Genomic DNA, 23,987 nt, shown 5'->3' on the forward strand with positions numbered 1-23,987 from the left:
CGCACATCTAAGGAAGTTCACGTGACCGACACCGCCATGCTGCCCGAGTCCTGGCGCGGCGTCCTGGGCGAAGAGCTGCAGAAGCCCTACTTCAAGGAGCTCACCGAGTTCGTCGAGGAGGAGCGCGCGAAGGGACCCGTCTACCCGCCGCGCGACGAGGTCTTCGCCGCGCTCGACGCAACCGCGTACGAGCGTGTGAAGGTGCTCGTCCTCGGCCAGGACCCGTACCACGGCGAGGGCCAGGGCCATGGCCTGTGCTTCTCGGTCCGCCCCGGCGTGAAGACGCCGCCCTCCTTGCGCAACATCTACAAGGAGATGAAGGAGGAGCTCGGCCACCCGGTGCCGGACAACGGCTATCTGATGCCGTGGGCCCAGCAGGGTGTCCTGCTGCTCAACGCGGTGCTGACGGTCCGCTCCGGAGAGGCCAACTCGCACAAGGGCAAGGGCTGGGAGAAGTTCACGGACGCGGTGATCCGGGCCGTGGCCGACCGGCCCGACCCGGCGGTGTTCGTCCTGTGGGGCAACTACGCGCAGAAGAAGCTGCCGCTGATCGACGAGGGGCGGCACATCGTGGTCAAGGGCGCGCATCCCTCGCCGCTGTCCGCGAAGAAGTTCTTCGGCTCGCGGCCCTTCACCCAGATCGACAAGGCGGTCGCCGAGCAGGGGCACACCCCGATCGACTGGCGCATCCCTGACCTGGGCTGACGGGGCGGGGCCGGTGCCGGGGGAGACCAGGTGGTCCGGCCCCGATCCCGGCCCCGGTCCGGTGGTCCCGACCGGTCGTCACCGGGGTGGCCCAGTGGTGTACGGGGCTGCCTGAGCTCGATCGACCGTGCCTGCCGTTAGCGTCGGGGGACGTGGCAGCGGCGGGCGCGGTCGTGCCGGTCGGCGGACGAGCGGGTGGAGGGCGACGCGGTGGCGGAGCAACAGGAGCAGGCGGCGGCGGACGCGATGATGACCAGGATCGGGCAGGCCGCCATGCTCCTGCACGGCGGCGACCGCGAGGAGGCCCGGGGCCGTCTCCTGGACCTGTGGGCGGAGATCGGCGAGGAGGGCGACGCGCTCCACCGCTGCACGCTCGCGCACTACATGGCCGACACACAGGACGACCCGTCGGACGAACTCGCCTGGGACCTGCGGGCCTTGTCCGCGGCGGACGAGCTGACCGACGCGCGGGTGCCGGAGCACCACGGGTCCCTCGCGGTGCGGGCCTTCTACCCGTCCCTGCATCTCAACCTGGCCGCCGACTATGTGAAGCTCGGCCGCTCCGAGGCGGCCCGGGGCCATCTGGGGGTGGCGCGGGACAGCGTGGACGTCCTCGGCGACGACGCGTACGGCGACGGGATCCGGGCCGGTATCGGCCGCCTGGAGTCGAGGCTGGACCGGGCGGGTCCTGACGGGGCACCCGAACCCACGCCGGGACCGGGCAGGGGACCGGGCGGCGAGACACTGGGGCCACCGCGCCGGCAGTCCTAGGCCGACAGGGGGTAGGCGGACGAGGGCCAGGCCGACGGGGGTCAACGGCCGTACACGTTCGTGCAGATGGCCGCTTCCGGGCTGCCTGCCGGCCAGCCGCCGTACGCGCGGCCCAGGGCACACACATCCGCGTTCGTCGACGGCACGGACGCGGGTCCTCGGTCCACGGGGCGGTGCTCGGGCCGCCGGGACTCCGAGCGCCGCGGAGGGTCGGCGGGGGCGTGCCGCGGCGGGTCCGCCGGGCCGGCGGCGGGGCCCGCGGGACGCGTACGGGCCGACGCGGACGCGGGTGCCGGGGGGCGGTGGGACGGTCCGATGAGCTCCAGGGCCTCGCGGGCCGGGGCCTGCACCACCTGCGGCTCGCCCCTGCTGTCGGGGCGCGGCTCCGACAGTGTCGGCGGGGACGGCAGTGCGGGCGCGGACGGTCGCTGGACGGTCGTACAGCCCGAGACGGCGGCCGAGACAGCCGAGACGGCCACGGTGACGAGGAGCGCTGCGGTGGTCGAGGTTCGATGCACCCGCGCAACTCTGCTGTGTCCGCCCCGATTTGGGGTGCCGACAAGCGGACTGTGCCCCGCACGGGTGAACGCCCGGTCCCGGTGACCCGGTCCCGGTGACCCGGTCCCGGTGACCCGGTCGCCTGCTCAGTCGCCGGTGACCCCGTCGACGCGCTCACGGAGCAGGTCGGCGTGGCCGTTGTGGCGGGCGTACTCCTCGATCAGGTGGGTGTAGATCCACCGCAGGTTGAAGGGCTTGCCGGTGTATCTGCTCCTGCCCTCGGAGAGGTCGTCGAGGCCGAGCCGCGCGGCGTTGCCGCGGGCGATCGCGATCTCGCCCTGCCACGTGGCGTACGCCTCCGCCCAGGTGTCCGACCCACCGGGATGGAACTCGCCGTCCGGGTCCTCGTCGCTGTAGTAGATCGGCCCGGCGTCGTCGTTCGCGAGGACCCTGCGGAACCAGCTGCGCTCCACGTCCGCCATGTGCCGGACGAGACCGAGCAGGGACAGCTCGGAGGGCGGCACCGAGGCCGTCCTGAGCTGGGCGTCGTCCAGGCCCTCGCACTTCAGGGCGAGGGTGGCGCGCTGGTAGTCGAGCCAGCCCTCCAGCATGGCCCGTTCACCGGCGTCCGTCGCGGGTTCCGTGCGCTCGATCGTCATGGCTGCATCATCGCTGACGACCGACTTCGGCCCCACTTCATTTCACGCCTCGATCGCCGGCGGGCGGTCGCCGTATGCTTCCCGCGTTCCCCCACTCCCGTGTTCCCCTGAGGAGATCCCTGTGAAGGTCGGCTGCATCGGACTCGGCGACATCGCGCTGAAGGCGTATCTGCCGGTGCTCGCCACCCGCCCGGGGCTCGAACTGCATCTGCACACGCGGACGCCCGCGACCCTCACCCGGGTCGCCGACAGCCTGCACCTGCCGGCCGGGCAGCGGCACACGGAGCTGTCCGGGCTGCTCGCGCAGGACCTCGACGCGGCGTTCGTGCACGCGCCCACGCACGCGCACCCCGAGATCGTGGCCCGCCTGCTCGAAGCGGGCGTCGCCACCTACGTCGACAAGCCGATCGCGTACGAACTCGCCGAGTCGGAGCGTCTGGTGCGGCTCGCGGAGGAGCGGGGCATCAGCCTGGCCGTCGGGTTCAACCGGCGTCACGCACCCGGGTACGCGCAGTGCGTCGAGCACCCGCGTGAGCTGATCCTGATGCAGAAGAACCGGGTCGGCCTGCCGGAACAGCCCCGCACGATGATCCTCGACGACTTCATCCACGTCGTGGACACGCTGCGGTTCCTGGTGCCGGGACCGTACGACGACGTCACCGTGCGGGCCCGGGTCGAGGACGGACTGCTGCACCACGTCGTCCTGCAGCTGGCCGGTGACGGGTTCACGGCGCTCGGCGTGATGAACCGGCTGAGCGGCTCCACCGAGGAGATTCTGGAGGTGTCCGGGCAGGACACCAAACGTCAGGTGCTCAACCTCGCCGAGGTCGTCGACCACAAGGGGCAGCCGACGACACGGCGGCGCGGCGACTGGGTGCCGGTGGCCAGGCAGCGCGGTGTCGAACAGATCGTGCTGGCCTTCCTCGACGCCGTGCGCGCGGGCAAGGTCCTCAGCGCCCGGGACGCCCTCGCGACCCATGAACTGTGTGAGCGAGTGGTGCGTGCGGTGACGGAGGGCCCTGCCTGAGCCGCCCGCCCTGCCCGAGCCGCCTGACCCGCAGCGACCGGGCGCCCTCGGTGGCGCCCAGCGCGGCGAGTATCAGCAGCGCCGCGGGGACCGGCCACTCGCCGAACCGCGCGTACGGGGTGACGCCGTGCGCCAGCGGCACGTCGTACACGGCGGACGCGCTCGCGTCGGTGCCGAGCCAGGAGCCGACGCGCTCGCCGCTGGGACCGTAGACCGCGGAGACGCCGGTGAGCGTCGCGTGGACCATCGGCCGGCCCGTCTCGGCGGCCCGCAGCGCCGCGAGCGAGGCGTGCTGTCCGGGGGCCCAACTGCTCTGGAACGTGGAGGTCGACGACTGCGCGAGCAGCACCTCGGCGCCGTCCCGCGCGAGATGCCGGCTGATGTCGGGGAACGCCGACTCGAAGCAGACCATCGGGCCCACCCGCAGTCCGCCGCCCACGGTCATCACGACCTGCTCGGTGCCGCGCATCCGGTCCTCGCCCGCCGCCTTGCCCACGGAGGTGGCCCAGCCGAGGAGGGCACGCGCCGGGACGTACTCGCCGAAGGGCACGAGCCGCATCTTGTCGTAGCGGTCGCCGGTCGGACCCCGCGGACCCACGAGCACGGAACTCTTGTATATGCCCGGCCGGTCCGAGCGGCGCGCGTCCACGTTGACCAGGACGTCGGCGTCGAGCTCGCGGGAGAGCGCCGCGAGCCGGTCCGCCAGGTCGGGCCGGTCGGCGAGGTCGAAGCCGACACTGCTCTCGCCCCACACGACGAGGTCCACGTCCTGCCCGGCCAGCTCCCGGGTGAGTGCCTCCTCGCGCGCGAACCGCTTCTCCGGGCCGCCGACGCCGTCGATCACGCCGGGCTGCACGACGGCGATCCGGGCCCGGCCGTCCTCCGCCGGGCGCGGCGACCAGATCCAGACCGCCGAGGTGGCCACCGCCGTCGCGAGGAGTCCGGCGACGGCCGGGAGACGGGAGGACCGCACCGAGACGAGGACGGCGACCGCCACGTTCACCGCCACGAGCAGGAAGCTGAGCAGCCACACCCCGCCGACCGAGGCCAGCCGCAGCGCGGGCTCCACGTCCCACTGGCTCGATCCGAGCAGCCCCCAGGGTCCGCCCAGTCCCTCCCAGGAACGTACGAGTTCGACCGTCAGCCAGCCGGACGGCAGTACGAACAGGGCGGCGACCAGGCGGCCGGGCGAGGGCGCGCCGGCCAGGAACCGGCGGACCAGCCAGCCCCACGGAGCCCAGAGCGCGCCCAGCAGCGCGGCTATCAGGACCGTGAAGACGTGCAGACTCGGCAGCAGCCAGTGATGCACGGCCAGCATGAAGCCGAGGCCGCCGAGCCAGCCGTCGTACGCCGCCCGCCGTCCCGTGGGAGCGGAGCGCACGAGCAGGATCCACGGCACCAGCGCGACGTACGCGAACCACCACAGGGACGGCGCGGGAAAACTCAGCATCGGCAGCGCACCGGCGAGTGCCGCCGCCGAGCCGCGCCACCGAGGAGAGCCGAGGCGCCGGCGCCATCCAGGATCGGACAGGTTCATCGAGCGCCTCCCTCAAGCACCCCGAGCACGGTGCGTGATCCCAGTGTGGTGCTCGGGGACGATCTACGTAAGGGGGCAGAGGACCGCCGGGAGCTGACGGGCCGTCGGGTCCGGATCAGTGGGCGGCGGGGGCCCGGCGCGAGGGGGTGACCCGGCGCCACTTCTCGCGCACGACCACCTCACGCAGCCGCCAGCCGTCGTCCGTGCGCAGCAGCACGAAGTCGTACCGGCCGCCGCACACGAAGTCGGGCTCGGTGGACCCGTCGTCCTGCCCGGCGAAACGCATCGGGTTGACGTAGTCGGCCCGCACCCGGGCCGAGTTGTTCCCGTCCTGCTCCGGATGCTGTTCCGACAGGCCGAAACTCACCCGCCGGTTGACGATCAGATGCTGCCGTATCGGGAACAGCTCCATGGTCCTCGACAGCCATTCGGCGATCTGCCCCGCATCACCTTCGACACCGCCGGCGGACCGGTAGTCGGCCCGTCCGTCCGGCGCGAAGAGCCGCCGGTACGCCTCCCAGTTCCCGTCGTCGACCGCCACCGCGTACTCGGTGACCACCTCGTCGACCGCGAGCCGGTCCATCACCGTCGCCAGTTCCACGCGCTGTGTCATCGGCTCAGTGTTGGCCACGGGGAGGGGCGCGCCAAGGGGCGTGCGGCGATATTCACCGGCAGTGTGCCGCGCGGACGCCCGAAACGGCCGTCGCCGGGCGGGCGTCGGCTCTCGGCCGGACCCTCACTCCTGTACGAGCCTTTCCGGCGGCGTCCGGTACGGGCCGGTCAGGACCTTCGCGGCGTACGTGGCCAGCTCCGCCCGCAGCCGCTCACGAGAGGCACTCCGGCTCACCGACAGGTGGTCGATCAGGTCGGCGCGTACCGCGGCGAGCAGGGCGTGGGCGGCGAAGTCGCCGCCGTCGAAGCCGGGCAGCTCCTCCAGGACGCCTCGGAGCGTGCCGTGCCACCAGTCGTAGTGCCCGGCGCCGTAGGGACTGCCGGTCCCCGCGTCCTCCAGGGCCAGCGAGAGGTGCCGGTGGTCGAGTTTGAAGCACAGGAGGGCGTCCAGGAGGGCCGGGGCGCGCAGGGCCGGCGGGGTGCCGGGTCCCAGCGGTCGCGGGCCGTCCTCGACGGCTCGGCGGACCGGTTCCAGCCGGGCCGCGAAGAGCGCCTGGATCAGACCGGTGCGGTCCTTGAAGCCGCGGAAGAGCGTCCCTTTGCCGACGCCCGCCTCGGCCGCGATGTCGGCCATGGTCACGTGCTCGGGGCTGGCGCTGCGCGCGAAGAGCCGGTCGGCCGCGGCGAGTACGGCTTCCTGGTTGCGCACGGCGTCGGCACGGGGCTTGCGTTCGGGCACGGGGGCGGGCACGGGGTCCTCCGAGGATCCGGCGGGGGCGAAGCGGGGGCGGGGCAGGTGCGGGTTGCATAAGCGGACCGTCGGTCCGTATGGTCGACTGGGTCAAGCGGACCGACGGTCCGTATCTTATCGGAGGAGATCCATGACCACGAACATGACCCCGGCCGCAGCCACGACCGACGCAACGACCGACGCCACGACCGCGGCCACCGGGCAGACGGCCGAGCGACCGGCCGACCTCTTCCGCCGAGGGCTGCGGCTGCTGCTCGACAAGGACATCCCCGCCTGGGTCGACCTGTGGGACGAACACGGCGTTCTCGAATTCCCCTTCGCGCCCGACGGGTGGCCGAAGCGGCTGGCGGGCAGGGCCGCGGTCCTGGACTACATGCGCCACTATCCCGACCACATCGACCTGCACGACTTCCCCGCCGTGGAGATCCACGAGAGCACCGAGTCCGGGAGGATCGTGGTGGAGATGCGCGGGGTGGGGCAACTGGTCGAGACCGGGGCTCCGTTCGACATGACCTACGTCGCCGTGGTGACGGTGGCCGGCGGTCTCATCACCCACTACCGCGACTACTGGAACCCCCTCGCGGTCTCCCGGGGTGGCGCGGCCGACTTCACGCGGAGCGACCGATGACGGCCCACGGCGGCACCACTCTCGGCACCACCCTCGGCACCGGCCCCGGTACCGCCCTCGTCCTCGGAGCGACCGGTACCACCGGCAGCCGGGTCGCCTCCCGACTCGCCGCACTCGGTCACCGGGTGCGGGCCGCGAGCCGGGGCGCCACCCCCGTCGACGGCGCGGAGGCCGTGCGCTTCGACTGGCACGACCCGGCGACGTACGAGGAGGCGCTGCGGGGCGCGGACCGCGTCTACCTCGTCGCGCCCGTGGACTCCGCCACACCGGCCGATGTGATGCTGCCGTTCCTGGCGCAGGCGAGGGCGTCCGGGCTGCGCCGTGCGGTGCTGCTCAGTTCGTCCGCGATCCGTGCGGGAGGCCCGGTCGTCGGGCAGGTGCACCGGGAGCTGCCCGGTCTGTTCGACGAGTGGGCGGTGCTGCGGCCGTCCTGGTTCATGCAGAACTTCACGGGCGAGCACCCGCACGCCCGGAGCGTCCGGGAGGAGGGGGTGATCCGCACCGCGGCGGGGGACGGGCGGGTGGCCTTCGTCGACGCCGACGACATCGCGGCCGTCGCCGTGCACGCGCTGACCGACGCCAAGGCCCCGGGTACGGACCTGGTCGTCACGGGGCCGGAGGCGCTGAGCCACTCCGAGGTGGCGGCTGTCCTCACGGACGTGACCGGGCGCGCGGTCGTTCACCGGGCGCTGGCGTACGAGGAGATGAGGGACCGTCTGGCGGCTTCGATGCCGGTCGAGTACGCCGCGATGCTGGCCGGCCTGGACCGCTCGAACGCGGAAGGGGCCGAGGACCGCACCACCGACACGGTCCGGCGTCTCACGGGCCGCCCGCCGCGCACCTTCCGGGACCACGTCACGCGGGCGGTACGGGCGGCGCGGGTCGCGCAGGCCGCACGGGTGACGGCGGCGGCGGCGCGGGCGACACCGGCGGTGTGACCGGGCCGGCGTGCCTCGGCGGTCTGCGGTCGAAGGTCGGAGGCCGGAGGCCGAAGGTCAGGCCGCTTCGACTATTTCCTCGCGCACCGCCGCGGCCCAGGCCACGACCAGCAGTTCGTACTCGGCGCGGTCCTGGGGCGAGAGGTAACCGCCCGCGCGGATCCATAACGCTCGGATGTGGTCGTTCAGTACGGCCGAAGACCGCACGGAACCATGGGTCGGAGATTCGGGGGACATGCGCATCAGCGTAAGGCCAAAGACTGACGGTGCGCTACCGGATGACTACCCGTGACGTATGCGGTTGGTCACGCCATCACCGCCTGGGCGCCTCCGAGTTGGCCTCCGGTGCGGCGGGCTCCGAGCGCGAAGCCGCCCGCCACAGGGAATCAGGCGGGCGGCTTCGTCGTCGAGGGAACCCCGTGCGTGTGTGCGGACGTCAGCCCGACGACTCCGCCGCGTGCGGGCTCAGCGCGCCCATGCTCACCAGCACGATGATCAGGATGCCGAGCGCGATGCGGTAGTAGACGAACGGCATGAAACTCTTGGTCGTGATGAACTTCATGAACCAGGCGATCACCACGTAACCCACCACGAAGGCGACGATCGTCGCGAAGATCGTGGGGCCCCAGGAGACGTGACCGCCCTCGCTCGCGTCCTTCAGTTCGAACGCGCCGGAGGCGAGCACCGCCGGGACGGCGAGCAGGAACGAGTAGCGGGCCGCGGACTCGCGGGTGTAGCCCATGAGGAGGCCGCCGCTGATGGTGGCGCCGGAGCGCGACACACCGGGGACGAGTGCCATCGCCTGGCAGACGCCGTAGATCAGGCCGTCCTTCACGCTCAGGTCCTTGAGCGACTTGCGCTCCCGCGCGACCCGGTGCTTCCCGCCGGACTCGTCGCGTGCCGCGAGCCGGTCCGCCACGCCGAGCACGACGCCCATCACGATCAGCGTGGTCGCGGTGACGCGCAGGTCGCGGAACGGCCCCTCGATCTGGTCTTTGAGGGTGACGCCGAGCACGCCGATCGGAATCGAGCCGATGATCACCAGCCAGCCCATCCGGGCGTCGTGGTCCTGCCGCATCGCCTTGTCGGTGAGCGAGCGGAACCAGGCCGAGATGATCCGGCCGATGTCCTTGCGGAAGTAGATCAGTACCGCCGCCTCCGTGCCGATCTGCGTGATCGCGGTGAAGGCCGCTCCCGGGTCCTTCCACTCCGCGAACGCCGCGGTCAGTCGCAGGTGCGCGCTGGAGGAGACGGGCAGGAACTCGGTCAGCCCCTGGACGAGTCCGAGGATGAGGGATTCAAACCAAGACATGAAGTTACGTGATCCAAGTGCTGATGGCGTGAGCGCAGCGAATGGGCGGACGGACGAGCCGTGGTGTCGCCTGCGTGATCAGGGCGCGTCCGGGGCAGCGTAGCGCCCCAAGGTGTACGGGCGACGACAGGGCTCCCCTGTGGAGGTTCCGCGGTGACGGCGGGGGTGTTGACCCGCGACGATGCGGCTGCTTACGTTTCCGCGAAGGGTGAAAGCGCTTGCTCTCGGCGGGGGTCGTCCCGTGATCACCGCGCCGGGCAGGCGCCTGCCCGATCCGCTGTCACGTCCGATGGAGTGCTGATCCTGTACATGCGTACTTCCCGCGACGCCCCCACAGACAAGACGACCGAGCACGGACACGAGGACGGCGTGCACCGGGACCCCGGGAACGAGCGGCGGTCCGCGGCGGTCCCGCTCGAAGGCCGCCGCATCAGGGCCGCCGTCATCGGGACCGGAGCCATCGCCTCCGGCAGCCATCTGCCCGCCCTGGCCGCGCTCGCCGCCGAGGGGGAGGTGGAGATCGTCGCCGCGGTCGACATCGACGCCGGAGCGGTGGAGCGCTTCTGCGCGGACGGCGGTGTCCCGCACGGATACACCGATCTCGACCGGATGCTGGCCGAACAGCGGCCGGACCTCGTCTCCGTCTGCACCCCGCCGACCCTGCACCGCGAGCAGACCGAGGCCGCGCTGCGCGCCGGTGCCTGGGTGTGGTGCGAGAAGCCTCCCGTGCCGACCCTCGCCGACTTCGACGCCGTGGAGGCGCAGGAGGGCACCGAGGGCGGCCCGTACGCCTCCATCGTCTTCCAGCACCGATTCGGCTCCGGCGCGCGGCACGTGCGCCGCCTGATCGCCGACGGGGCCCTGGGGCGCCCCCTGGTGGCCCACTGTCAGACCACCTGGTACCGCGACGCCGCCTACTACGCCGTGCCCTGGCGCGGTAAGTGGGAGACCGAGGGCGGCGGTCCCGCGATGGGGCACGGCATCCACCAGATGGACCTCCTGCTCGACCTGCTCGGACCGTGGAGCGAGGTGCGGGCCATGGCCGGACGCCTGGTGCACGACGTGCAGACGGAGGACGTCTCCACCGCCCTCGTGCGCTTCGGGAGCGGCGCCCTCGCGACCGTGGTGAACAGCGTCCTCAGCCCGGACGAGATCAGCCGCATCCGGATCGACTGCGAGCGCGCCACGGTCGAACTCACCCATCTCTACGGGCACAGCAACGACAACTGGCGCATCACCCCGGCGCCGGACGCGCCCGCCGAGGACGTGGCGGTCTGGCAGGACTTCGGCCCCGACGTGCCCAGTTCGCACCTGGCCCAGTTGCGCGACCTCGTCGCGAGCATGCGCGCGGGCGAACGGCCGCGCAGCAGCGGCGCCGACGGCCGCACCAGCCTCGAACTGATCACCGCGCTCTACAAGTCGGCGTTCACGGACACGACCGTCCGCGCGGGCGACATCGGCCCCGGTGACCCCTACTACACGGCCCTGCACGGTGGCGCGCCCGGCTGGGCACCGACGGCACCCGCGGCACCCGCGGCACCCGTGACGCACGAGGAGGCACCGGCATGACGGCACGAGGCGCACTGAGCGTCGTCCACGCCCACGGGGACCGCGTGACGGTCACCGAACCCACCACGGGGGTGGAGCTGTTCAGCTATGTCTACGCTCCGGAGGCGGCCTGGGAGGCCCCGAAGCCGTATCTGCACCCGATCAGGACACTCGCGGGCGACGTCGTCACGGACTACCGGCCCAACGACCACCGCTGGCACAAGGGCCTGCAGATGACGGCCTCCCACCTGTCGGGTTCGAACCTGTGGGGCGGCAACACGTACGTCCACGGCGAGGGGTATCTCGAACTCCCCGAGCGGGTCGGGTCGATGCGGCACGTCGCGTTCGACCGGGTCGAGGCCAACAGCGCGGGCTCGGGCGGCGCGGTCATCGCCGAGCGGCTCACCTGGCATCCGTACGCCGGCTCGCTCTGGGCCGAGGAGGAGCGCCGTGTCGAGGTGCACGACGTGGACCCGGCCGCCGGCTCCTGGGCCCTGACCTGGACGACCGCCGTCACCAACCGGCGGGACGAACCCCTGCGGTTCGGCAGTCCCACGACGGCCGGGCGTGAGTTGGCCGGGTACACGGGCCTGTTCTGGCGCGGCCCCCGCGGCTTCCGGGACGGGCGGATCATCGGGCCCGACGCGGAGGGGCCCGGCCTGATGGGGCAGCAGGCGCCGTGGCTCGCGTACTCCGCCGAGCACGACGTGACCGACGGGCACGCCACGCTCGTCTTCGCGCACGCCCCCGAGAACGGCCACACCGGTGAGCACGGGGCCCACCCCGCCCACTGGTTCGTCCGCAACCAGCCCTTCGCGGCGGTCGCGCCCTCCTTCGCCTTCTTCGACGAGCTGTCACTCGCGCCCGGCGACACACTCACCCGCCGCTACCGCGTGGTCGTCGCCGACGGCGCCTGGGAACGCGACGAGATCGCCAAGTACCTGGCGGAGCACCCGTGGTGAGCGCCGCGGAGGGCTTCGCGGGCCTGCCCGGCGGGGTCGCCGTCTCGCATCTGTCGGTCTACGACTGGCCCGCCGACGACGGGGTGTGCGGCGGCACCCCGCATCTGCATCTGACCTGCTCGGAGGCGTACGTCGTGACCGGCGGGCGGGGCGCGGTGCAGACCCTGACGACCTCCGGGTACGAGGTCACGCCGCTCGCGCCCGGCACGGTCGCCTGGTTCACGCCCGGCACGGTCCACCGGCTCGTCAACGACGGCGATCTGCGCATCACCGTCCTCATGCAGAACAGCGGGCTGCCGGAGGCGGGGGACGCGGTGCTCACGCTGCCGCCCGCGTATCTGACCGACCCGGAGACCTACGCCGCCGCGACCGTCATCCCGCCGGACGCCTCCGAGGAGGAGAAGGAGCGGATCGCCCGCAAGCGGCGCGACCTCGCCCTTGAGGGGTACCGGGCGCTGCGCGAGGCGCCGGGGCCCGAGCCCCTCGCCGCGTTCCACCGGGCCGCCGCGGCCCTCGTACGGCCCCGGCTCGCCGACTGGCGTGAGCGGTGGCGGCGAGGTGCCGAGGCGGCGGCCGCGGCGACGGGCGACCAGCTCGAACGGCTGGAACGGGGCGACCTGTCCCACCTCGCCGACGCCGCCGTACGGGCCGAACAGCCTTCGGCACACGGGAAGTTCGGGATGTGCGGGCGGCTTGAGGTGTACCCGGGGCCGTAGGGGCCTCCAAAAGATGAAAGCGCCGGCCGCGCAGCCCCGCTTCCAGGGGCGCGGGGAACTGCGCGCTCAGCCGTGAGCGGCCCGCACCCGGCAGTGTCGGCTGCCCGCCGACCGGCGGGGCCGTGTCAGCGGGAACGGAAGTGGTGGCGCTTGCGCCAGGCGACGATCGCGCCCGCCAGTGCGGGCAGCGCGATGAAGGCCATGGCGATCAGGAAGGCCGGGGAGGTCGGAGCCGAGGCGCGGGCGCCCGCGACGGCGTACGCGGCGGTGTTGGGGATCGAGCCGAGCCCCGTGGCGAGGAGGAAGGGGAACCAGCCCATCCGGGACACGGACGCGCAGTAGTTCGCGGCCCAGAACGGCACCCCGGGGAAGAGCCGCGCGGCCAGCATCGAGCGGAAGCCGTGCCGGCTGAGCTGCCCGTCGGCGGCCTTCAGCCAGCGGCCGCGGAGCAGCGGGCGCAGCGCGTCCTGACCCAGCATCCGGCCGAGACCGAAGGCGATCCCGGCGCCCAGGACCGTACCGGTGAGCGCGGCCCCGAGCCCCAGCTGAGAGCCGAAGAGGGCGCCCGCCCCGAGGTTGAGGATCGGCCGGGGCACGAACGCGACCGTGCACAGTCCGTACGCCACCGCGAAGACCACGGCCGCCGCGGCACCGTTCAGCTGGGGTGGCCAGCCGTCGGACAGCAGTTTCTGTGGCTCGAACAGCAGCACGGTGGCGGCGGCCGACACGAGCAGCGTCACCAGCAGCGAGAGCCGCGACCACGGCGAGAGCAGCGCTCTGGTGCAGCGGGCGGCCAGGCCTGTCGGCGCGGCGGTGAACTCGACGGGGACGAGTTCCGTTGCGGGGAGCGGGGGAGTGACCGTGGCGGTGCCCCCAGAGCGGGTGGTGGCATCGAGCATTCGGCGACACTAACCGACCCGTGTATGTGTTCGCCGTATGGTTCGTCTCATGGGCGTCACAGCTTCCGGAACATCGGACGACCGCCCCGAGTCGCAGCACAGCCTCCTCGTGGACACCGCGCTGAAGCGGCTGCCCCTCACCCACACCGCCGCGTCGGCGCGCGCGTAGCGGAAGGACGTCGCCCCTTTCCCGGGCCTGACCACGCCTGATCGCCGCGCGCTCTCCCGTACGGCCCTGGCGGGACCGCCCCCGCCGGACGAGGCCGACCGCACTGCGGTGGCGTCGCGCTGCGGGCGGCCGTCGGAGCGCGAGTGGCAGCACTTCGCCGTCGACCACCCGCGCCGGCATGTGAGGCGTCTCTCGTCCGGCTTCCTGCCCGTGGCCCGCGCCCACGGAAAGCCGACGGAAAACCATTCGACGCGGCCGCACCCGTCAGCGATGATCGCCTCATGTTCCGGTACGCCTTCCTCTGCGCAGCATCCGCGGTCGCGGATGCCACGAAGGCTGCCCTCCTGAGCACTGCGGCCGCCACAGAAGGCACCCGAAGCTGACCCTCCCCGGATCGTCCGGCGGACCCCCCAGGGGGAGGGTCGGCAGGTCCTCGGGGTCCCTGTCCCGGCCGTTCTGACGCCGGGGCCATTCACTCAGCTCTGCTGACACCGAAGAGGCTTCGAGGTACAGCCATGCCCAAGACGGCTTACGTGCGCACCAAACCGCATCTCAACATCGGCACCATGGGTCATGTCGACCACGGCAAGACCACCCTGACCGCCGCCATCACCAAGGTCCTCGCCGAGCGCGGCTCCGGCACCTTCGTACCGTTCGACCGGATCGACCGGGCGCCGGAGGAGGCCGCGCGCGGCATCACCATCAACATCGCGCACGTCGAGTACGAGACCGACACCCGGCACTACGCGCACGTGGACATGCCAGGTCACGCCGACTACGTCAAGAACATGGTCACGGGCGCCGCCCAGCTCGACGGGGCGATCCTCGTGGTCTCCGCGCTCGACGGGATCATGCCCCAGACCGCCGAACACGTGCTGCTCGCCCGGCAGGTGGGCGTCGACCACATCGTCGTCGCCCTGAACAAGGCCGACGCGGGTGACGAGGAGCTCACCGACCTCGTGGAGCTGGAGGTCCGCGAGCTGCTGACCGCGCACGGCTACGGAGGCGACTCCGTCCCCGTCGTACGGGTCTCCGGACTCAGGGCGCTGGAGGGCGACCCCCGGTGGACCGAGGCGATCGGCGCGCTGCTCGACGCCGTGGACACCTATGTGCCGCTGCCCGAGCGGTACCTGGACGCGCCGTTCCTGCTGCCGGTGGAGAACGTGCTCACCATCACCGGACGCGGCACGGTCGTCACGGGAGCGATCGAGCGCGGCACGGTCAGGGTGGGCGACCGGGTCGAAGTGCTCGGGGCCGCCGTGGACACGGTGGTCACCGGCCTGGAGACGTTCGGCAAGCCCATGGACGAGGCGCAGGCCGGTGACAGCGTGGCGCTGCTGCTGCGCGGCGTCCCGCGCGACGCCGTGCGCCGCGGCCACATCGTCGCGGCGCCCGGCAGCGTCGTCCCCAGCCGTCGCTTCTCCGCGCAGGTGTACGTCCTGTCGGCGCGCGAGGGCGGGCGGACGACGCCGGTGGCCACCGGCTACCGGCCGCAGTTCTACATCCGCACCGCGGACGTGGTCGGCGACGTCGACCTCGGCGGGGGCGCGGTCGCGCGGCCCGGCGACACCGTCACTATGACGGTCGAGCTGGGGCGGGAGATCCCGCTGGAGCCGGGCCTCGGCTTCGCGATCCGTGAGGGCGGCCGGACGGTCGGCGCCGGCACGGTGACCGCCGTCGGCTGAACCCGGCGCTGCCGACAGGGTGGTGGGTGCCGGGCGGGCGCCGGTCGGGTGCCCGCCCGGCGCACGGACCCGCCTTCCACGACGGGAGGCGGGGCCGTGCACCTCCGTACCGGCCCGGCCCGATCGTCCGTACGGGCACAATGGGACCCGTGGACGAGCCGATACCCGTGAGCAGGACCGTGGACCACGGGACCGCCAAGCTGATGCCGGACGTCGACCGGGAGCGCGCCTGGCTGCTGACGGTCGACGGGGCGCCCCAGTCGTACGTCGACCTGGACGAGCCGACGTACCTGGAGTTCGAGTACGCGCGACGGCTCGGGCACGTCCTCGACTCGGTCGCGGAGCCCGGCCGGCCGCTGGACGCGCTGCACCTCGGCGGCGGGGCGCTCACCCTGCCCCGGTATCTCGCCGCGACCCGGCCGGGGTCCCGGCAGGACGTGGTCGAGGCCGACAGCGGGCTCCTGGACCTCGTCGTCGAGCGGCTGCCCGTCCCCGAGGAGGCGGGCATCACGCTGCACGGCGCCGACGCCCGCGCCTGGCTCGAAACCGCCCCCGCGGCCTCCGCGGACGTCCTGGTCGCCGACGTCTTCGGCGGCTCCCGGGTGCCCGCGCATCTGACCTCGGTGGCGTACGCGCGCGAGACCGCGCGCGTACTGCGGGCCGACGGCGTCTACCTTGCCAACCTCGCCGACGCCTCGCCCTTCACCTTCCTGCGCTCCCAACTCGCCACGTTCTCCACCGTGTTCGAGGAGCTGCTGCTGATCGCCGAACCGGGCGTGCTGCGCGGCCGGCGCTTCGGGAACGCGGTGCTCGTCGCCTCGCACCGGCCCCTCGACACCGCCACCCTCACGCGCCGCACGGCCTCCGACGCGTTTCCGGCCCGGGTCGAGCACGGGGAGACACTGCGGGTCTTCATGGGGGACGCGCGGCCCGTACGGGACGAGGACGCGGTGCCGTCGCCCGAGCCGCCCGCCGGGGCGTTCAGCATCGGCTGACCGGGGGACGCGGGCCGGTCAGCCCTCCGAGCGCGCAGGTTCGCTCTTCGCCGGCAGTCCCTGCGTCACTTCCTTCGTACGCCGCGTCAGGTTCCGTACGTCGGGCACGAACAGCACCGCGGCCGTCACCACGACGACCAGGACCGCGCAGCCCCACAGCGCCGCCGTACGTCCGAAGAGCGACTCGACCGGGCCCGCGAGGGCGGTGGCCAGCGGGACCATGGCGATCGAGCCGAACCAGTCGTACGCCGAGACCCGGGAGAGCTTGTCCTCCGGGATCTCCTGGTGCAGCGCGGTCATCCAGGAGACGCCGAACACCTCGATGGCGACGCCGGTCACGAACATCACCGCGCACAGGGTGCCGACCTCGACCGGTACGGCGAGCGCGGCCGACGGCAGGGCGAGCGGGAACACACAGAGCGTCCCGGCGAGCAGCAGTCTGCGCGGCTTCCAGCGCATCATCAGCAGCGCGCCTCCCACGGTGCCCGCGCCGAACGCGGCGAGGGCCAGGCCCCATGGACCGGCGCCGCCGAGACTGTCCCGGGCGACCAGGGGGCCGTACACCGCCTCGGCGGCGCCGACGACGGCCACCACGACCGAGAACTGCGCGACGATCGCCCACAGCCAGGGCCGTCCGACGACCTCCCGCCAGCCGTCGCGCAGGTCGGCGAGCAGGCCGGTGCCCGGCACCCGGGGCGGTATGTGACCGACGTCGAGGAAGGCGCGCAGGGCGCCCGCGACCGCGAAGGCCACCGCGTCCACGGCGAGCACCCAGCCCGGCCCGGCGAGCGCGACCATGACACCGCCGAGCGCGGCGCCGCCGAGGCCCGCGCCGTGCATCGCGAGGCGGAACACGGCGAAGGCGCGGCCGGCCTGCTTGCCGCTCACGGAGGAGAGCAGCATGCCCTCGGCTGCGGGGTTGAAGAACGCCTGGCCGGTGCCGCCCAGCGCGGTGAGGAGCATCATCTGCCAGAGCTGGGGCTCACCGGCGAGCACGAGTGCGGCGAACGCGGCCTGGGAGAGGCAGTTGAGGGCGTTGGCCGCGACCATCACGCGGTGCCGGGGGAGGCGGTCGGCGACCGCGCCGCCGATCAGCAGGAAGAGGACGAGGGGCAGGGTGCGGGCCGCCGCCACCAGGCCCACGTCGCCGCCGTCGCCGCCCTCGTCGAGGACGGCGAACGCCGCCGCGATGAGCGCGCCCTGGCTGCCCAGGTTCGTCACTACCGCGGCGGCGGTCAGCAGGGTGTAGTTGCGGCCGGCCCAGGAAGGGCGGCGCGGTCGGGTGGGGGAGTCGGCGGCGGGGTCCACCTGGCGACTATCCCCGGCGGCGGGGCGACTTGCCAAACGGGTTGTCGGCCTGTTCCTGTCCCGCGCCGAGTTTCGACGTCCGTCGCTGGGGAGGGGAGGGGCGGTCCGTTGTTGGGTGCGGGTGGGTGGGGGTTGGGTGCGCAGTTCCCCGCGCCCCTGAAATGCTGCGGTCCGTTGTTGGGTGCGGGTGGGTGGGGGTTGGGTGCGCAGTTCCCCGCGCCCCTGAAATGCCGCCGGTTTCTAGCCGTCTGTCGGGGCGTCCTTGGTGAGGCGTACGGTGCTCAGGATCTTCTGGACCGTTGCCTCGGGGATCTCGCCGTCGACGCCCTGGGCGCCGTACAGGTTCCAGGTGACGAAGTCGCCCGCGCCGTTCTTGAAGGCGAAGGTGATGGCCTTGCCCTCGCTGTCGCACTTCTTGTTCTGCGGCGTGTTGCTGGAGTGCGCCTTGGCGACGCTGCCCTTGAGGCCCGACTTCGTGGTGTAGGCGGTCGCCTTGTCCCACTTCACGCTCTTCTTGTCGGGCTGCGTGTAGCCGCCGAAGATCCACCACGGCACGCGGGTCTCGGCGGCCTCCGCCGAGTCCTTGGCGCCGTTCTCGCCGCGCGTCCCGGCGGTGGCCAGCGCGGTGTCCTCCTCGCGGCCGTCCTTGTCGCTGTCGGTGGTGCACCACTTGGACTTGAGGTAGGCGGGGGCGGTGACCGTGGTGCGGTCGGTCTTGCCCTTCTCCTCCCACTCGAAGCCGACGCTCGTGTCGGTGCTCTCGATCTCCCACTCGGCGGGCACGTCGAACATCGTGCCGAAGCGGGGATTGATGACGACCTTCCAGCCCGCGACGGTCGGCTTCTCGGCGTCCGTGCCGCGCGGGTTCTCCTCCGTCGTGGACGCGGACGCGCTGGGGTCCTCGGCCGCGCTCGACGACGGCGGCTTCGTGGTGCCGCCCTTGCCGTTCTTGCCCTCGGCCTCGTCGTCCTTGTCGCCGCCCAGGACCAGCAGGCCCGTCACACCGGCCGCGACGACCACCGCCGTGGCGGCCACGATCGCGACGAGTTTCGTCCGGTTCCTGCCGCCGCCCTCCGGGGGCTTCGGGGCGCCGGGCGCACTCCAGCCGGGCTGCCCCGGCTGCGTGTACGGAGTCTGCGGCTGCGGTCCGGTCTGCTGGTATCCGCTCTGCTGATACGGATTCGGCTGCTGGTACCCCGACTGCGGGTACCCCGGCTGCTGGTACGGATTGAGGTTCGGGTCCTGCGGGTTCTGCTCGCCCCCGGGCGGCTGGTTTCCTGGCCACATGGCCAGTAACCCTAGTGCCGCACGGGACACGGTTCGGTCACCGCCTCTCGTCAGGTACGTACCGGATCAGGAGTCAGATGGGTCTTTATGCGGATCTGACGGCACCAAGGACCCCTGTGGAGCGGGGGCGGAGACGCGGGCCTTCTGGTCAAGATTCGCTACTCGTGGGTAACATGCGGCCATGAGCGCAGATCAGATGTCGATCGGCGAGATGCTCGCCGCCACGGTGCCGATGGTCCGGACCCTGAAGCTGGAGTATCTCGAAACCACTCCGGAGAAGGCCGTGCTCGCACTGCCCGACCAGAGCGACTACCACAATCACGTGGGCGGACCCCATGCCGGGGCGATGTTCACCCTGGGCGAGTCGGCGAGCGGCGCGGTCGTGCTGGCCGCGTTCGGGGACCAGCTCGCACGGGCCGTGCCGCTGGCCGTGAGCGCCGAGATCGCGTTCCGGAAGCTGGCCAGGGGACCCGTCACGGCCACCGCCACCCTGGGGCGGCCGATCGCCGACGTCGTCGCCGAACTCGACGCCGGCCGGCGTCCGGAGTTCCCGGTGGCCGTCGCCATTCAGCGCGAGGACGGCGCCGTGACCGGCGAGATGACCGTCGTCTGGACGCTGCGCCCCAACAGCTGAGGACCGGGCGTCCGCGGCGGCATGTTGTACGGCGTCACGACCTGGATCGCCGACGGGAGCGAGGGCGCCGGGTCGGCGGGCAGCGCGTCGTGGGCCCGCATGATGGCCTGGCAGGCGGTGCGCATGTCCTGGCGCAGGTCGTGGTGGAGCACGGCGGACAGGCGCCCGGCACGCAGCAGCCGGGCGTTGTCGTGGTCCAGGTCGTGCGCGACGAAGACGGCGCACTCCCGGCCGACGGCGTCGAAGGCCTCCAGCGTGGCGTTGTTGCCCCCGCCCATCGAGTAGACGGCCCTGATCCCGGGGTCCTGCCGGAGCGCGGCGAGCACCAGGTCGTACTGGGTGGCGTCCAGGCCGTCGCTGTCGGTCACCTCGACCAGCCGCCGGGCCGGACGCAGCGACCGCAGGGTGGCCCTGAACCCCATCTCGCGCTCCTCCTCGCCCCGGTAGAAGCCACGGCTGATGGTGGTCAGGACGTGCCCCGGGCCCTCGCCGAGCCACTGGCCCATCAGGTATCCGGCGGTGGCGCCCGCCGCCCGGTTGTCTATGCCCACATAGGCGAGCCGGCCGCTGGCGGGCAGGTCGGTCGCCAGGGTCACCACCGGGATGCCCGCGTCCACCAGCCTGCCGACGGCCGCCGTGACCTCCGGTACGTCCGGGGCCTTGAGGATCACGCCCTGGGAGCCGCGCCTGACGATCCGGTCGAGCGTGGCGATCAGCCCGTCCGGCGTGCCCGACTCCCGGAAGTGGAACCGGCAGCGCAGTACGGCCGGGCTCAGTGACGGCAGTTCGGCCTCAAGGGCCGAGCGCACCGCCCTGGAGAACCGCTCCGGCGTCTGCATGACGATGTCGGTCATGAAGGTGCGGCCGGTGAGCCTGACCTGGGTCCGCTGCCGGTCCAGGTCCGCGACGGCCTGGTGCACCGAGTTGGCCGTGCTTTCCCGGACGCCGCCCCGCCCGTTCAGGACCCGGTCGACGGTGGCCTCGCTCAGCCCCGCCTGGCGGGCTATCTCCCTGATCGCGTACGGATGGCCCATGCGTCGGCTCCTTGAGGGGTTTTTGACGGCTCGCTGATGATTGCTTGAGGGATCCCGCATCACAAGAATGGCATCGACGCGCCGCCGCGACGCCGGACGGTTCGCCGCGACCGCAGAGGCCGCGACCGCAGAGGACGACTCCGAGAGGACGACGATGTCCCGCACCCTTTCAGGACCCCGCACCTGGCTGTCCGCGCACGACTGCGACCTCGACGGGTTCCGTGAGCTGGTCGAGCAGAGCACCGACCCGGCCGGCTACCCGTACGCCGCGGCCGTCGAGCAGAACGTCCTGCTGTACGACAGCGAGAGCCTGCGCGCCGCGACGCGTACGCCCGAGGGCCGCGGGAACGTACAGGCGGAGCTGGTCCGGGCGCTCGCCGAAGGACCCGGCATCGTGGTGTTCAAGGGCGCCTTCCCCGACCCCGGGGTACTCGGCCGGGCGACCGGGGCCTTCGAGGCGCTGATCGCCGAGCAGCGTGCCTCCGGTGCCACCGCGGGCGACCACTTCGCCAAGCCGGGCGCGAACGACCGCGTCTGGAACGCGCTGGAGAAGGCGGCCCTGCTGGACCCGGAGGCGTTCGCCGACTACTACGCCAACGACATCCTCGCCCTGGTCTCCCTCGCCTGGCTCGGCCCCGGCTACCAGGTCACCTCGCAGATCAACGTGGTGAACCCGGGCGGCGCCGCGCAGACCGTGCACCGCGACTACCACCTGGGCTTCCTCAGCAACGAGGCCGCCGCCGCATACCCCGCGCACGTCCACCGCCTCTCACCGGTGCTGACCCTGCAGGGCGCGGTCGCCCACGTCGACATGCCGGTCGAGTCGGGACCGACGCTGTACCTGCCGCACTCGCAGAAGTACGAGAGCGGCTATCTCGCCTGGCGGCTGCCGGAGTTCCACACGTACTTCGAGGAGCACCACGTGCAGCTGCCGCTGGCCGCGGGGGACGCGGCGTTCTTCAACCCCGCCCTCTTCCACGCCGCGGGACACAACAGGTCGGCGGACATCCGCCGCATGGCCAACCTGCTGCAGGTCTCCTCCGCCTTCGGCCGGGCCATGGAGAGCGTCGACCGCGAGGCCCTGTCGAACGCCGTCTACCCGGTGCTGCTGAAGCGCAAGGCGGCGGGCGCGAGCCAGGAGTGGCTGGACACGGTCGTCGCGGCCGGCGCGGAGGGCTACCCGTTCCCGACGAACCTGGACTCCGACCCGCCCGTCGACGGCCTCGCGCCGCAGTCCCAGGCGGACCTCGTGCGCGCCGCACTGCGTGAGGAGCGGTCCCCGGAGTACCTCCGGGACGCGCTGCGGGCCGCCGCCGTCCGCCGCGAGAGCTGACAGCGCTCGCGGGAGCCGAGAGCCGAGATCCGAAGGGAACAGGAACAGACTGTGGGACTTCTCGACGACAAGGTCGTTCTCGTCAACGGCGGAACCCAGGGTGTCGGCGCGGCCGTCGCGCGGGCCGCCGCCCGTGAGGGCGCGACCGTCGCCGTCACGGGCCGCCGCCCCGAGCCCGGTGAGGCACTCGTCGCCGAGCTGACCGGGGCCGGTGTCAAGGCCCTGTACGTACGGGCCGATCTCGCCGACGCGCGGCAGGCGAGCGGCAGCGTGGCCGAGGTGATCACCGCCCACGGCCGGATCGACTGCCTCGTCAACTCCGTCGGGCTCACCTCGCGCGGCACACTGCTCGACACCACCCCCGAGCTGTTCGACGCGCACATCGCGGTCAACCTCAGGGGCCCGTTCTTCGCCATGCAGGCCGCCGTGGCCGACATGGTGGCCCGCGAGGCGCCAGGGACGGTCGTCAACATCATCACCAGTTCGGAGCACGGCGGGCAGCCCTTCCTCGCCCCGTACGTCGCCGCCAAGGCCGGACTCGCCGGGCTCACGCGCAACGCGGCGCACGCGCACCGCTGGGACCGGATCCGGATCAACGGCCTCGACATCGGCTGGACGGAGACCGAGGGCGAGGACGCCACCCAGCGCGCTTTCCACGGCGCGGGCGACGACTGGCGCGAACAGGCGGCGCGGCGGCTGCCGATGGGCAAGCTCGGCCGGCCCGACGAGATCGCCGACTTCGTCGTGCTGCTGCTCTCCGACCGCAGCGGAGTCGTCACCGGCTCGGTCATCGACTGGGACCAGAACGTCCTCGGCGGTCTCGACTGATCGGCAGCCGGCCCACCGCGTGACGCACCCGCACACGCACGCACCCAAGCACGTGATCAAGGAGCCCCTGAACCATGCGTATCGGCATCCTCGGCCTCGGCCGGATCGGCGCCTTCCACGCCGAGACCCTCTCCCGGCTCGACGCGGTCGACTCCCTCGTCGTCTGCGACCCGTACCCCGGCGCGGTCACGGCGGCCGTCGAGCGCTTCGGCGCCGAGGCCGCGGACTCGCCCGAGGCCCTGCTGGCCGCGGGCGTGGACGGCGTGGTGATCGCCGCCGCGACCGACGCCCACCCCGGCCTGCTGCGCGCCGCCGTCGAGGCGGGTGTGCCGGTCTTCTGCGAGAAGCCCGTCGCCCGCACCATGAAGGAGGGCGTCGAGGTCCTCGACGCCGTGCGCGACAGCGGCGTCGAGATCCAGATCGGCTACAACCGGCGCTTCGACGCCGGGTTCATGGCCGCCCGCGCCGCCGTCCGCAGCGGCGAACTCGGCACCCTGCACACCGTGCGGTCCACCACCCTGGACCCGGCGCCGCCCCCGGCCGCGTACATCGCCTCCTCCGGAGGCATCTTCCGCGACTGCTCCGTGCACGACTTCGACATCATCCGCTGGGTCACCGGGCGCGAGGTCACCGAGGTGTACGCGACCGGCAGCAACCGCGGCGAGCCCTACATCGCCGAGGCGGGCGACGCCGACACCACCGCGGCGATCCTCACACTGGACGACGGCACGCTCGCCGTGGTCTCCAACTCCCGCTACAACGGGCGCGGTCACGACGTCCGCATGGAACTGCACGGCTTCAAGGACAGCATCGCGGCCGGCCTGGAGGACAGGCTGCCGCTGCGCTCCGTGGAGCCCGGTGTCACCTTCCCCGCGGGCACTCCGCACGACTTCTTCATGGACCGCTTCGCCGAGGCGTACCGTGCCGAACTGAGCGCGTTCACCGATGTCGTCGCCGGCCGGCGGACCTCGCCGTGCACGGTCGCCGACGCGCTGGAGGCAGGCTGGATCGCCGACGCCTGCACGCTCTCCCTGCGGGAACACCGCACCGTGACGATCAAGGAGGTACGCGGCGCATGACGATTCCCGTCGAGCCCCTGCGCATCGGAGTGCTGGGCGCCGCCCGCATCGCCGGTCCGGCCCTCGTCGACC

The 23,987-nt window shown here is 72.6% G+C and carries 25 protein-coding genes; 14 read left to right on the forward strand and 11 right to left on the reverse strand.

What is annotated here, in order from left to right:
• Positions 1-21: 21 nt before the first annotated feature.
• Positions 22-705, forward strand: a complete 684-nt coding sequence (gene ung / locus ACLVWQ_RS15125; protein ID WP_414109152.1) for a uracil-DNA glycosylase — start codon at positions 22-24, stop codon at positions 703-705.
• A 210-nt stretch (positions 706-915) separates the two neighbouring features.
• Complete coding sequence (locus ACLVWQ_RS15130; protein ID WP_414109153.1) at positions 916-1,476, forward strand: hypothetical protein; 561 nt, start codon at positions 916-918, stop codon at positions 1,474-1,476.
• A gap of 41 nt (positions 1,477-1,517) precedes the next feature.
• Here the strand turns inward: ACLVWQ_RS15130 and ACLVWQ_RS15135 are convergent, their stop codons facing one another.
• Together ACLVWQ_RS15135 and ACLVWQ_RS15140 are read right to left on the reverse strand one after the other, a co-directional pair.
• Positions 1,518-1,994 (reverse strand): hypothetical protein, encoded by a 477-nt coding sequence (locus ACLVWQ_RS15135; protein WP_414109154.1) that lies wholly within the window; start codon positions 1,992-1,994, stop codon positions 1,518-1,520.
• Positions 1,995-2,120: 126 nt separating this feature from the next.
• A complete protein-coding gene (locus ACLVWQ_RS15140) occupies positions 2,121-2,633 on the reverse strand; it encodes a DinB family protein (RefSeq protein WP_414109155.1) in 513 nt (170 codons plus the stop codon).
• Between the two features lie 121 nt (positions 2,634-2,754).
• On the opposite strand from ACLVWQ_RS15140, the gene ACLVWQ_RS15145 reads away from it, so the two are divergent.
• The gene (locus tag ACLVWQ_RS15145) at positions 2,755-3,660 is read left to right on the forward strand and encodes a Gfo/Idh/MocA family protein (RefSeq protein ID WP_414109156.1); all 906 of its coding nucleotides are present in this window, start codon (positions 2,755-2,757) and stop codon (positions 3,658-3,660) included.
• Here ACLVWQ_RS15145 and lnt read toward each other — a convergent pair.
• The 3 genes from lnt to ACLVWQ_RS15160 all read right to left on the reverse strand — a co-directional run bounded on the left by lnt (position 3,584) and on the right by ACLVWQ_RS15160 (position 6,548).
• Positions 3,584-5,197: an apolipoprotein N-acyltransferase gene (gene lnt, locus ACLVWQ_RS15150; protein ID WP_414109157.1), complete on the reverse strand. Its 1,614-nt coding sequence runs from the start codon at positions 5,195-5,197 to the stop codon at positions 3,584-3,586. The genes ACLVWQ_RS15145 and lnt overlap by 77 nt on opposite strands.
• Positions 5,198-5,312: 115 nt before the next feature.
• On the reverse strand, positions 5,313-5,810 hold the full coding sequence (locus tag ACLVWQ_RS15155) for a nuclear transport factor 2 family protein (protein WP_414109158.1): 498 nt from the start codon (positions 5,808-5,810) through the stop codon (positions 5,313-5,315).
• 123 nt (positions 5,811-5,933) lie between these two features.
• Positions 5,934-6,548 (reverse strand): TetR/AcrR family transcriptional regulator, encoded by a 615-nt coding sequence (locus ACLVWQ_RS15160; protein WP_414109378.1) that lies wholly within the window; start codon positions 6,546-6,548, stop codon positions 5,934-5,936.
• 142 nt (positions 6,549-6,690) lie between these two features.
• On the opposite strand from ACLVWQ_RS15160, the gene ACLVWQ_RS15165 reads away from it, so the two are divergent.
• A complete protein-coding gene (locus tag ACLVWQ_RS15165; RefSeq protein WP_414109160.1) occupies positions 6,691-7,188 on the forward strand; it encodes a nuclear transport factor 2 family protein in 498 nt (165 codons plus the stop codon).
• Complete coding sequence (locus ACLVWQ_RS15170; protein WP_414109162.1) at positions 7,185-8,126, forward strand: NmrA family NAD(P)-binding protein; 942 nt, start codon at positions 7,185-7,187, stop codon at positions 8,124-8,126. Before ACLVWQ_RS15165 ends, ACLVWQ_RS15170 begins: the two co-directional genes overlap by 4 nt.
• 57 nt (positions 8,127-8,183) lie before the next feature.
• Here ACLVWQ_RS15170 and ACLVWQ_RS15175 read toward each other — a convergent pair whose 3' ends face one another.
• Entirely contained in the window at positions 8,184-8,363 is a 180-nt protein-coding gene (locus ACLVWQ_RS15175) for a hypothetical protein (protein ID WP_414109163.1), read from the reverse strand.
• A 199-nt stretch (positions 8,364-8,562) separates the two neighbouring features.
• Positions 8,563-9,438: an undecaprenyl-diphosphate phosphatase gene (locus tag ACLVWQ_RS15180; RefSeq protein WP_414109165.1), complete on the reverse strand. Its 876-nt coding sequence runs from the start codon at positions 9,436-9,438 to the stop codon at positions 8,563-8,565.
• Positions 9,439-9,747: 309 nt separating this feature from the next.
• Between ACLVWQ_RS15180 and ACLVWQ_RS15185 the strand changes: the two genes are divergently transcribed.
• The 3 genes from ACLVWQ_RS15185 to ACLVWQ_RS15195 are packed head-to-tail and all read left to right on the forward strand — an operon-like array spanning position 9,748 to position 12,664.
• On the forward strand, positions 9,748-11,007 hold the full coding sequence (locus ACLVWQ_RS15185) for a Gfo/Idh/MocA family protein (protein ID WP_414109166.1): 1,260 nt from the start codon (positions 9,748-9,750) through the stop codon (positions 11,005-11,007).
• Positions 11,004-11,948: a PmoA family protein gene (locus ACLVWQ_RS15190; protein WP_414109168.1), complete on the forward strand. Its 945-nt coding sequence runs from the start codon at positions 11,004-11,006 to the stop codon at positions 11,946-11,948. Before ACLVWQ_RS15185 ends, ACLVWQ_RS15190 begins: the two co-directional genes overlap by 4 nt.
• Entirely contained in the window at positions 11,945-12,664 is a 720-nt protein-coding gene (locus ACLVWQ_RS15195; RefSeq protein WP_414109169.1) for a cupin domain-containing protein, read from the forward strand. Before ACLVWQ_RS15190 ends, ACLVWQ_RS15195 begins: the two co-directional genes overlap by 4 nt.
• 125 nt (positions 12,665-12,789) lie before the next feature.
• Here ACLVWQ_RS15195 and ACLVWQ_RS15200 read toward each other — a convergent pair whose 3' ends face one another.
• On the reverse strand, positions 12,790-13,563 hold the full coding sequence (locus ACLVWQ_RS15200) for a TVP38/TMEM64 family protein (RefSeq protein ID WP_414109171.1): 774 nt from the start codon (positions 13,561-13,563) through the stop codon (positions 12,790-12,792).
• A gap of 684 nt (positions 13,564-14,247) precedes the next feature.
• Between ACLVWQ_RS15200 and tuf the strand changes: the two genes are divergently transcribed.
• Together tuf and ACLVWQ_RS15210 are read left to right on the forward strand one after the other, a co-directional pair.
• The gene (gene tuf / locus ACLVWQ_RS15205; RefSeq protein ID WP_414109173.1) at positions 14,248-15,417 is read left to right on the forward strand and encodes an elongation factor Tu; all 1,170 of its coding nucleotides are present in this window, start codon (positions 14,248-14,250) and stop codon (positions 15,415-15,417) included.
• A gap of 149 nt (positions 15,418-15,566) precedes the next feature.
• Positions 15,567-16,412 (forward strand): spermidine synthase, encoded by an 846-nt coding sequence (locus ACLVWQ_RS15210; protein ID WP_414109175.1) that lies wholly within the window; start codon positions 15,567-15,569, stop codon positions 16,410-16,412.
• An 18-nt stretch (positions 16,413-16,430) separates the two neighbouring features.
• Here ACLVWQ_RS15210 and ACLVWQ_RS15215 read toward each other — a convergent pair whose 3' ends face one another.
• Positions 16,431-17,720 carry an MFS transporter gene (locus ACLVWQ_RS15215; RefSeq protein ID WP_414109177.1) on the reverse strand — a complete coding sequence of 430 codons (1,290 nt, stop codon included), beginning with the start codon at positions 17,718-17,720 and terminating at the stop codon, positions 16,431-16,433.
• A gap of 240 nt (positions 17,721-17,960) precedes the next feature.
• Positions 17,961-19,007, reverse strand: coding sequence for a hypothetical protein (locus ACLVWQ_RS15220; protein WP_414109179.1), 1,047 nt, complete (start codon positions 19,005-19,007; stop codon positions 17,961-17,963).
• 196 nt (positions 19,008-19,203) lie between these two features.
• On the opposite strand from ACLVWQ_RS15220, the gene ACLVWQ_RS15225 reads away from it, so the two are divergent.
• Entirely contained in the window at positions 19,204-19,641 is a 438-nt protein-coding gene (locus ACLVWQ_RS15225; RefSeq protein WP_414109379.1) for a DUF4442 domain-containing protein, read from the forward strand.
• Here the strand turns inward: ACLVWQ_RS15225 and ACLVWQ_RS15230 are convergent.
• Entirely contained in the window at positions 19,575-20,675 is a 1,101-nt protein-coding gene (locus ACLVWQ_RS15230) for a LacI family DNA-binding transcriptional regulator (protein WP_414109180.1), read from the reverse strand. The genes ACLVWQ_RS15225 and ACLVWQ_RS15230 overlap by 67 nt on opposite strands.
• Before the next feature lie 154 nt (positions 20,676-20,829).
• On the opposite strand from ACLVWQ_RS15230, the gene ACLVWQ_RS15235 reads away from it, so the two are divergent.
• The 3 genes from ACLVWQ_RS15235 to ACLVWQ_RS15245 all read left to right on the forward strand — a co-directional run bounded on the left by ACLVWQ_RS15235 (position 20,830) and on the right by ACLVWQ_RS15245 (position 23,915).
• A complete protein-coding gene (locus ACLVWQ_RS15235; RefSeq protein ID WP_414109381.1) occupies positions 20,830-22,008 on the forward strand; it encodes a phytanoyl-CoA dioxygenase family protein in 1,179 nt (392 codons plus the stop codon).
• Between the two features lie 51 nt (positions 22,009-22,059).
• Positions 22,060-22,836 (forward strand): SDR family oxidoreductase, encoded by a 777-nt coding sequence (locus tag ACLVWQ_RS15240; RefSeq protein WP_414109181.1) that lies wholly within the window; start codon positions 22,060-22,062, stop codon positions 22,834-22,836.
• A gap of 74 nt (positions 22,837-22,910) precedes the next feature.
• Positions 22,911-23,915 carry a Gfo/Idh/MocA family oxidoreductase gene (locus ACLVWQ_RS15245; RefSeq protein WP_414109182.1) on the forward strand — a complete coding sequence of 335 codons (1,005 nt, stop codon included), beginning with the start codon at positions 22,911-22,913 and terminating at the stop codon, positions 23,913-23,915.
• Positions 23,916-23,987 lie beyond the last annotated feature (72 nt).

The sequence above is a fragment of the Streptomyces sp. CWNU-52B genome, from assembly GCF_047444975.1.
In the GTDB taxonomy this organism is placed as follows: Bacteria; Actinomycetota; Actinomycetes; order Streptomycetales; family Streptomycetaceae; genus Streptomyces.

Excerpts from the sequence above, each read along its gene's own strand:
- ACLVWQ_RS15140 (WP_414109155.1), bottom strand. The coding sequence starts at position 2,633 with ATGACGATCGAGCGCACGGAACCCGCGACGGACGCCGGTGAACGGGCC.
- lnt (WP_414109157.1), bottom strand. The coding sequence starts at position 5,197 with ATGAACCTGTCCGATCCTGGATGGCGCCGGCGCCTCGGCTCTCCTCGG.
- ACLVWQ_RS15155 (WP_414109158.1), bottom strand. The coding sequence starts at position 5,810 with ATGACACAGCGCGTGGAACTGGCGACGGTGATGGACCGGCTCGCGGTC.
- ACLVWQ_RS15165 (WP_414109160.1), top strand. The coding sequence starts at position 6,691 with ATGACCACGAACATGACCCCGGCCGCAGCCACGACCGACGCAACGACC.
- ACLVWQ_RS15170 (WP_414109162.1), top strand. The coding sequence starts at position 7,185 with ATGACGGCCCACGGCGGCACCACTCTCGGCACCACCCTCGGCACCGGC.
- ACLVWQ_RS15175 (WP_414109163.1), bottom strand. The coding sequence starts at position 8,363 with ATGTCCCCCGAATCTCCGACCCATGGTTCCGTGCGGTCTTCGGCCGTA.
- ACLVWQ_RS15180 (WP_414109165.1), bottom strand. The coding sequence starts at position 9,438 with ATGTCTTGGTTTGAATCCCTCATCCTCGGACTCGTCCAGGGGCTGACC.
- ACLVWQ_RS15185 (WP_414109166.1), top strand. The coding sequence starts at position 9,748 with ATGCGTACTTCCCGCGACGCCCCCACAGACAAGACGACCGAGCACGGA.
- ACLVWQ_RS15190 (WP_414109168.1), top strand. The coding sequence starts at position 11,004 with ATGACGGCACGAGGCGCACTGAGCGTCGTCCACGCCCACGGGGACCGC.
- ACLVWQ_RS15200 (WP_414109171.1), bottom strand. The coding sequence starts at position 13,563 with ATGCTCGATGCCACCACCCGCTCTGGGGGCACCGCCACGGTCACTCCC.
- tuf (WP_414109173.1), top strand. The coding sequence starts at position 14,248 with ATGCCCAAGACGGCTTACGTGCGCACCAAACCGCATCTCAACATCGGC.
- ACLVWQ_RS15220 (WP_414109179.1), bottom strand. The coding sequence starts at position 19,007 with ATGTGGCCAGGAAACCAGCCGCCCGGGGGCGAGCAGAACCCGCAGGAC.
- ACLVWQ_RS15225 (WP_414109379.1), top strand. The coding sequence starts at position 19,204 with ATGTCGATCGGCGAGATGCTCGCCGCCACGGTGCCGATGGTCCGGACC.
- ACLVWQ_RS15230 (WP_414109180.1), bottom strand. The coding sequence starts at position 20,675 with ATGGGCCATCCGTACGCGATCAGGGAGATAGCCCGCCAGGCGGGGCTG.
- ACLVWQ_RS15235 (WP_414109381.1), top strand. The coding sequence starts at position 20,830 with ATGTCCCGCACCCTTTCAGGACCCCGCACCTGGCTGTCCGCGCACGAC.
- ACLVWQ_RS15245 (WP_414109182.1), top strand. The coding sequence starts at position 22,911 with ATGCGTATCGGCATCCTCGGCCTCGGCCGGATCGGCGCCTTCCACGCC.